This is a genomic window from Rhizobacter sp. P2_H2 (assembly GCF_056403375.1).
On the sequence record NZ_JBFUFP010000198.1, the window covers coordinates 1 to 7,079 of the forward strand.

The window sequence follows — 7,079 nt, forward strand, 5'->3', positions numbered from 1 at the left end:
CCAGGGCCGACCGCCGAGGCTGAGCCCCCAGCCCATCCCCTCACCCGCCGCTCAACACCATCCGCTCTTGTTGAGGGAAAAGATTGAAGTGACCGACAAGCATGCGGGCGTTCGCACGCCTTGTCCCTCATTTGTTCGCTTGTCACCTCTGCAAGGCAGGGTGGTGGCACAAGGCGCGCCACAGCCTCCCCACCCGCGCCTTTCGCGCGGAGGGAGGCCAAGCCCAAATCAACCATCAAGCTTCCGAATATTCCTTGATCCGGTCGAAGTTCAGGTACTGGTAGACCTTGTCGGAGGCCGCCGTCAGCACCCCCATGTCAGCCATGTACTCGTCCTTCGTCGGAATGCGACCGAGCTTCGAGCAGATCGACGCCAGCTCGGCCGAGCCGAGGTAGACATTGCTGTTCTTGCCCAGCCGGTTCGGGAAATTGCGCGTGCTCGTCGAGAACACCGTCGCGCCTTCCTTCACCTGCGCCTGGTTGCCCATGCACAGGCTGCAGCCCGGCATCTCCATGCGAGCGCCCGCCGTGCCGAGCACGCCATAGTGGCCTTCCTCGGTCAGCTGGTGCGCATCCATCTTGGTCGGCGGCGCCACCCACAGCTTCACCGGGATGTCGCGCTTGCCCTCGAGCAGCTTGCTCGCCGCACGGAAGTGGCCGATGTTCGTCATGCACGAACCGATGAACACCTCGTCGATCTTCGCGCCCGACACCTCGGCCAGCGTCTTCACGTCGTCCGGGTCGTTCGGGCAGGCCACGATCGGCTCGTGCACGTCGGCCAGGTCGATCTCGATCACCGCCGCGTAGTCGGCATCGGCATCGCCCTTCAGCAGCTGCGGGTTCGCGAGCCAGGCCTCTTGCGCGGCAATGCGGCGCTCCAGCGTGCGTGCATCGGAGTAGCCCTGCGCGATCATCCACTTCATCAGCGAGATGTTGCTGTTGATGTACTCGATGATCGGTTCCTTGTTCAGGTGCACCGTGCAGCCGGCCGCCGAACGCTCGGCCGACGCATCGCTCAGCTCGAAGGCCTGCTCCACCTTCAGGTCGGGCAGCCCCTCGATCTCGAGGATGCGGCCCGAGAAGATGTTCTTCTTGCCCTTCTTCTCGACCGTCAGCAACCCCTGCTTGATCGCGTACAGCGGGATCGCGTTGACCAGGTCGCGCAGCGTGACGCCCGGCTGCATCGTGCCCTTGAAGCGCACCAGCACGCTCTCCGGCATGTCCAGCGGCATCACGCCGGTGGCCGCGGCGAACGCGACCAGGCCCGAGCCCGCCGGGAAGCTGATGCCGATCGGGAAACGGGTGTGGCTGTCGCCGCCGGTGCCCACGGTGTCGGGCAGCAGGAAACGGTTCAGCCAGCTGTGGATCACGCCGTCACCCGGGCGCAGCGAGATGCCGCCGCGCGTGCTGATGAACTCCGGCAGCTCGTGGTGCATCTTCACGTCGACCGGCTTCGGGTAGGCCGCGGTGTGGCAGAAGCTCTGCATCACCAGGTCGGCGCTGAAGCCCAGGCAGGCCAGGTCCTTCAGCTCGTCGCGCGTCATCGGGCCGGTCGTGTCCTGCGAGCCGACGCTGGTCATGCGCGGTTCGCAGTACGTGCCCGGGCGCACGCCCTGCTGCTGGCCGTTGACCACCGGCAGGCCGCAGGCCTTGCCGACCATCTTCTGCGCCAGCGAGTAGCCCTTCTTCGTGTCGACCGGGCTCTGCGGCAGGCGGAACAGCGTCGACGGGGCCAGGCCCAGCGCCTCGCGCGCCTTCGCGGTCAGCCCGCGGCCGACGATCAGCGGGATGCGGCCGCCGGCACGCACCTCGTCGAACAGCACGTCGCTCTTGACCTTGAACTCGGAGATCACCTGGCCGTTCTTCAGCGCCTTGCCTTCATACGGGCGCAGCTCGACCACGTCGCCCATCGCCATCTGGCTCACGTCGAGCTCGATCGGCAGCGCGCCGGCGTCTTCCATCGTGTTGTAGAAGATCGGGGCGATCTTGTTGCCCAGGCACACGCCGCCGAAGCGCTTGTTCGGCACGTAGGGAATGTCTTCGCCGGTGAACCACAGCACCGAGTTGGTCGCCGACTTGCGGCTGGAGCCGGTGCCGACCACGTCGCCCACATACGCCACCAGGTGGCCCTTGGCGCGCAGGTCCTCGATGAACTTGATCGGGCCGCGCTTGCCGTCTTCCTCGGGCGTGATGCCGGGGCGTGYGTTCTTCAGCATCGCCAGCGCRTGCARMGGGATGTCGGGGCGGCTCCACGCGTCGGGCGCCGGCGACAGGTCGTCGGTGTTGGTCTCGCCGCCGACCTTGAAGATGCTGACGGTGATCGAGGCCGGCACTTCCGGGCGCGACGTGAACCACTCGGCATCGGCCCAGCTCTGCAGCACCGCGCGGGCGTGGTCGTTGCCCTTGTCGGCCTTGGTCTTCACGTCGTGGAACTGGTCGAACATCAGCAAGGTGCCCTTCAGGCCCTTGGCGGCGACGGCGCCGACCGCGGCGTCATCAAGCAGGTCGATCAGCGGGCTGATGTTGTAGCCGCCGAGCATCGTGCCCAGCAGCTCGGTCGCCAGTTCGCGGGAAATCAGCGAATTCGTTTCGGTGCCATGCGCCACCGCCGCCAGGTACGAGGCCTTCACCTTGGCCGCATCGTCCACGCCCGCGGGCACGCGGTGCGTCAGCAGGTGGACCAGGTTGGCGCCTTCACCGGCCGGCGGCGCCTTCAGCAGCTCGATCAGTTCGGCGGTCTGCGCGGCCGACAACGGCAGCGGCGGAATGCCGAGGGCGGCGCGTTCGGCGACATGTTGGCGATAGGCTTGAAGCATGCGGTTCTCCGGGGGGCAATGACGGTCAGGAAAGGGAAAGCCCTGCAGCCGCATTGCGCGGATCTGCCAGGCGCCGGCCACCGGTCGTCGTCGCGACCCGAGGCACAGGGAACGAAAAAACGGGGGCAGGGCGCTGGCTCGATCTCCGGAGACCGTCGGCGTTTACTTGCCGGCGGCCGCAGCGGCAGCGCGTTGCTTCTCGTGCACGCAGTTGTCGACCAGGCGCTGGCCGGCCTTGGTGTCCATCAGCATCGACTTGTTGGCGATCTGCAGCAGCAGCGTGACGCCCTTGACGTCTTCCAGGCGCAGCGCACCCGTCGACGACGACACCGGCTTCATCGTGAACAGCTTCTTGCCGAAGGCCACGTCGACGTAACCGGGGAATTTCGGGTTGATCGAGACGTCGATCTTCTGGTTGAACTCGCACTCGTACGGGCCGTACAGCGTGCGCTCGGCAGCGTCGAGCTGGCCTTGGTCGGCGGCCGGCAGCGTCGCTTCGACCTTCTTGGGCGGAGCCTTCTTCGCCGGGGCGGCAGCAGCGGGCTTCGCGGCCGGCTTCGCCGGGGTGGCGGGATCGGCAGCCATCGCGGCAGCCGAGGTCAGGCCAACGGCCAGTGCGAAGGCATTGGCAAGAAAGAGGTTGCGGGACATCGTGTCGCTCCAACGGGTTGTGAGAAGGAGCGATTGTGGAGGTTGGTGGTGGCACACATCGGGCTGCAACCCCCGTCTTTGAAACAATTTGAAGGCTTGTTGCGCACTTGCCGCGCGAGGGCGTGGAAAACATCACAGGCCCTCCGCGAAGAAGGCCTGCCGCACCTCGATCGGCAGCGGTTGCCCGGTGCGGGCCGCGCGCTCCAGCACATGCCAGTAGTAGCGGTAGCTCGCCCGGTCATGCAGCGTGTCGCGGTGGCTGGTGGGCGCCCAGCGGGCCGCCTGGGCCGCCATCAGGATCTCGGTCGCGAGGTCGGTCTCGGCGGCGGTCGGCGCGAACGCGTCGACGATGGTGCGGACCTGGTCGGGGTGGATGCTCCACATGCGCAGGTAGCCGAGCTGGCGCGCGGCCTTCGTCGCAGCGTTCTGCAGCAGATCGAGCTTGCGGAACTCGGTGACGACGCAGTGCGACGGCACCTTGCCATGGCCGTGACAGGCGGCCGAGATCTCCAGCTTGGCGCGCAGCACCAGCGGGTGCTCGAACTGGCCGGTGGCGCTCATCGCCTGGTGGCCGATCGCGCCGCGGTGCGCCGAGACGAAATCCATCAGGCCGAACGACAGCGATTCGATGCGCGGGTGCGCGGCGATCGCGTCGACCTCGCGCAGCGCGCCGTGCGTCTCGACCAGCGCGTGGATCGGGATCTGCCGCTCGAGGCCGTGGCGCACGCCCGCGGCGTCGATCGACGAGATCGCGGCCTGCAGCTGCGCGAGGCTCTCGACCTTGGGCACCATCAGGTAGGCCAGCCGGGTGCCGGCCTGCTTGACCAGCGTGTCGACGTCGGCATCGAAGGCGGCCTCGTCCGGCGCATGCACGCGGGCGCCGACGCGGCCGTGGCGGTTGGCGGCCGACATCACGAACGACGCGACCATCTGCGCATGCTCGGCCTCGCCGCCGACCGGCGCGCCATCCTCGCAATCGAGCGTGATGTCGAACACCGGCCCGAGCTCGGCCTGCAGCGCGAGGCTCTTGTGCATGCGGGCCTCGACGCCGGCATAGTGGTCGCAGACGGGCAGGGCGGGCAGCACGTCGCCGGCGCCGAACAGGATCTCGCGCGGATGCTGGTTCATCAGGCAGCCTTCGTCGCGACGATGAACAGCCGCGGGAACGCCAGCAGCAGCCGGCCGTCGGCGTGCGCCGGGTAGGCCTCGGCGATGCGCCGGGTGTAGGCCTCGAGGAACGAGGCGCGCAGCGTGGGCGGCAGCGGATCGATGAACGGCTTCAGCCCGGTGGCGCGCACCCATTCGACGATTGCGGCGGCGTCGGCCATCGGGTGCTGGTAGGCGGTGCGCCACACCTGCACCCGCGCGGCCAGCGGCGCGAGCAGGTCGTAGTAGCCGCCGACGCCGAGCATCGGCGTGCGCTTGCGGTCGGCATCGCCGATCGGCTCGGCCCAGGGCGCGAGCGCGGCGGTCTCGCGCATCAGCCGGTGCGTGGGCTCGTCGCGGTTGTCGGGCATCTGGATCGCGAGCGTGCCGCCCGGCGCGAGCTCGGCGAACAGCCGTGGCAGCAGCGCCGCGTGGTCGGGCACCCATTGCAGCGAGGCGTTCGCGTAGATCAGCGCGGCGGGCGAAGTGGCGGATGACGTCGCGCGCCAGGTGGAGATGTCGCTCAGCTCGAAGCGGCAGCCCGGAAGGCGCTCCCGGGCGCTGGCGAGCATCGCCTCGGAGGTGTCGGTGCCGACGACCTGCGCGCCGGGAAAGCGATGGACCAGCAATTCGGTCGAGTTGCCCGGCCCGCAGCCGAGATCGAACACCGGACCGGCCGGGATGGCATCCACCTGCGCCAGCAGGTCGCGCGCCGGGCGCGTGCGCTCGTCCTCGAATTGCTTGTACAGGGCTGGATTCCAGTCGCTCATCGCTTGCTCCGTAGCGGTCGAGCCGAAAAAAAGGCCGGATGCAGTCCGGCCTTCTCTCGGGCCCGCAGCCGTGCTTACAGAAGGTGCTTGACGCCTTCTTGTTCCTCTTGCAGTTCCTTGAGGGTCAGGTTGATGCGCTCTTGCGAGAACGCGTCGATCGCCAGGCCCTCGACCAGCTTGTACTCGCCGCCGGCGGTGGTGACCGGGAAGCCGAACATCGTGTCCTTCGGGATGCCGTACTGGCCATCGGAGGCGATGCCCATCGTGACCCACTTGCCGTTGCTGCCCAGCGCCCAGTCGCGCATGTGGTCGATCGCGGCGTTGGCGGCCGAGGCGGCCGAGCTCAGGCCGCGTGCTTCGATGATCGCGGCACCGCGCTTGCCGACGGTCGGCAGGAACGTGTCCTTGTTCCACACGTCGTCGTTGATCAGTTCCTTGACCGACTTGCCGTCGATCGTCGCGAAGCGGTAGTCGGCGTACATCGTCGGCGAGTGGTTGCCCCACACGGCCAGCTTCTCGATGCTCGACACCGGCTTGCCGGTCTTGGCGGCGATCTGCGACGCGGCGCGGTTGTGGTCCAGGCGCAGCATCGCGGTGAAGTTCTTGCGCGGCAGGTCGGGCGCGCTCTTCATCGCGATGTAGGCGTTGGTGTTGGCCGGGTTGCCGACCACCAGCACCTTGACGTTGCGCGATGCGACGGCATTCAGTGCCTTGCCTTGCGCGGTGAAGATCTGCGCGTTGGCGGCCAGCAGGTCCTTGCGTTCCATGCCGGGACCGCGCGGGCGGGCGCCGACCAGCAGCGCGTAATCGGTGTCCTTGAAGGCGGTGTTGGCATCGCCGTGCGCTTCCATGCCGGCCAGCAGCGGGAACGCGCAGTCGTCGAGTTCCATCATCACGCCCTTCAGCGCCTTTTGGGCCTTCTCGTCGGGGATCTCGAGCAGTTGCAGGATCACCGGCTGGTCCTTGCCCAGCATCTCGCCCGAGGCGATACGGAACAGCAGGGCATAGCCGATCTGGCCGGCGGCACCGGTGACGGCAACGCGAACGGGTTTCTTGCTCATGAGGAGTCTCCGCAGGGTTCAGTGGTGCCTGAAGTGTAGGGCGAGTCTAGGTGTCGACCCACCCCCTTGTCAATGATCTTATGTCTTATATAAGACATCTTCCATCAGTCATGGACGACAGGGGGCGAGCTGTGCTGCAATCGCGGTCTCATGGCCGCCTCGATCCCCTCCCTTTCTGCTGCTGCCGCTGCCGGCGAAGCGCCCCCCGCCGATGCCGGCGGGCCGGCCTTCAGCCCGCTGTACCAGCAGATCAAGGCGCTGATCACGCGCAGCCTGCAGGGCGGCGAATGGAAGCCCGGCGAGGCGATCCCGAGCGAGATGGAGCTGGCCGCGCGCTACAAGGTGAGCCAGGGCACGGTGCGCAAGGCGATCGACGCGATGGCCGACGAGAACCTGCTGGTGCGCCGCCAGGGCAAGGGCACCTTCGTCGCGACGCATGCGGAAGAGAAGATCCAGTACCGCTTCCTGCGCCTGATGCCCGATGACGGCGAGATCGGCGGCGCGACACGCCATGTCATCGATTGCCGCCGCCAGCGGCCGAATGCCGAGATCGCCCGCGCGCTGGAGCTGAAGGCCGGCGACGCGGCGATCCAGATCCGCCGCCTGCTGCAGTTCAAGCGCGTGCCGGTCGTGCTG

6 protein-coding genes are annotated in these 7,079 nt (G+C 67.7%); 1 reads left to right on the plus strand and 5 read right to left on the minus strand.

Going from position 1 to position 7,079, the window contains the following annotated elements; genetic code table 11:
• Positions 1–235: 235 nt before the first annotated feature.
• The 5 genes from acnB to AC1D15_RS13025 all read right to left on the minus strand — a co-directional run bounded on the left by acnB (position 236) and on the right by AC1D15_RS13025 (position 6,443).
• Positions 236–2,815: a bifunctional aconitate hydratase 2/2-methylisocitrate dehydratase gene (gene acnB, locus AC1D15_RS13005; protein WP_477826303.1), complete on the minus strand. Its 2,580-nt coding sequence runs from the start codon at positions 2,813–2,815 to the stop codon at positions 236–238.
• Between the two features lie 162 nt (positions 2,816–2,977).
• On the minus strand, positions 2,978–3,466 hold the full coding sequence (locus tag AC1D15_RS13010; RefSeq protein WP_477826304.1) for a hypothetical protein: 489 nt from the start codon (positions 3,464–3,466) through the stop codon (positions 2,978–2,980).
• A gap of 132 nt (positions 3,467–3,598) precedes the next feature.
• Positions 3,599–4,594 carry an HpcH/HpaI aldolase/citrate lyase family protein gene (locus AC1D15_RS13015; RefSeq protein WP_477826305.1) on the minus strand — a complete coding sequence of 332 codons (996 nt, stop codon included), beginning with the start codon at positions 4,592–4,594 and terminating at the stop codon, positions 3,599–3,601.
• Positions 4,594–5,382 (minus strand): trans-aconitate 2-methyltransferase, encoded by a 789-nt coding sequence (gene tam / locus AC1D15_RS13020; RefSeq protein ID WP_477826306.1) that lies wholly within the window; start codon positions 5,380–5,382, stop codon positions 4,594–4,596. The genes AC1D15_RS13015 and tam overlap by 1 nt, the downstream gene beginning before the upstream one ends.
• Before the next feature lie 74 nt (positions 5,383–5,456).
• Positions 5,457–6,443, minus strand: a complete 987-nt coding sequence (locus AC1D15_RS13025; protein ID WP_047511238.1) for a malate dehydrogenase — start codon at positions 6,441–6,443, stop codon at positions 5,457–5,459.
• A gap of 150 nt (positions 6,444–6,593) precedes the next feature.
• On the opposite strand from AC1D15_RS13025, the gene AC1D15_RS13030 reads away from it, so the two are divergent.
• Positions 6,594–7,079: GntR family transcriptional regulator (locus tag AC1D15_RS13030; RefSeq protein ID WP_477826307.1), on the plus strand; the 486-nt coding region annotated here is incomplete at its 3' end.

Coding starts and splice junctions, on each gene's coding strand:
- AC1D15_RS13010 (WP_477826304.1), bottom strand. CDS start 3,466: ATGTCCCGCAACCTCTTTCTTGCCAATGCCTTCGCACTGGCCGTTGGC.
- AC1D15_RS13025 (WP_047511238.1), bottom strand. CDS start 6,443: ATGAGCAAGAAACCCGTTCGCGTTGCCGTCACCGGTGCCGCCGGCCAG.
- AC1D15_RS13015 (WP_477826305.1), bottom strand. CDS start 4,594: ATGAACCAGCATCCGCGCGAGATCCTGTTCGGCGCCGGCGACGTGCTG.
- tam (WP_477826306.1), bottom strand. CDS start 5,382: ATGAGCGACTGGAATCCAGCCCTGTACAAGCAATTCGAGGACGAGCGC.